This is a genomic window from Parvimonas sp. D9 (assembly GCF_035282565.1).
Classification (GTDB): domain Bacteria; phylum Bacillota; class Clostridia; order Tissierellales; family Peptoniphilaceae; genus Parvimonas; species Parvimonas micra.
Genome location: NZ_JAYKBM010000047.1, coordinates 1 through 517 on the forward strand (window position 1 = coordinate 1; position 517 = coordinate 517).

Genomic DNA, 517 nt, shown 5'->3' on the forward strand with positions numbered 1-517 from the left:
TCGAAAGGTTGAAGGCCTGGCCTTCATTGGCGCAGCTCTGGCTATCGATGCCGACTTCCAGCTCGAAACCTTCCACAACATACTTCAGATCGAAACAGGCATCTGCGATCTCGGGCATATTGCGTTCATCAGTCTCCAGGATAGCGCGCTGCATGCGTTCCCGAACGATCTCATGAAGGTCCTCATCGCCCAAAGCATCGTGGTCAAGCTGGAACGTATCCTCATTCCACGATTCGTCGTAGAAGTGCTTCACCCACTCAGGCGCCTGTCGGGGACTATCCTTGGCCTGCTGTTCACCAGTACTGCGTGCTTTCTGATAGTTGCCTTCTGCATCGAGGTACAGGAAGTTGATATCTGCGCGGATATCCATTGCCTCACACAGTTCCATGAACTCTTCAACGATCAAGCCAAAACGCATAGCTAGGCGAAGTTTGGTAATGTGGGAGAAGTCTTCCTTGGCATCAGCAGGCTGCACAATCGGCAAATCGTAGACACGATGAAAAACCTTCACCATGTC

At 51.6% G+C, this 517-nt stretch carries 1 protein-coding gene; it reads right to left on the reverse strand.

Translation table 11 applies throughout. The annotated features are described in order from the left end of the window. Positions 1-517, reverse strand: a 517-nt coding sequence (locus VJI94_RS07955) for a hypothetical protein (protein ID WP_324008956.1), incomplete at both ends; no start/stop codon positions are given.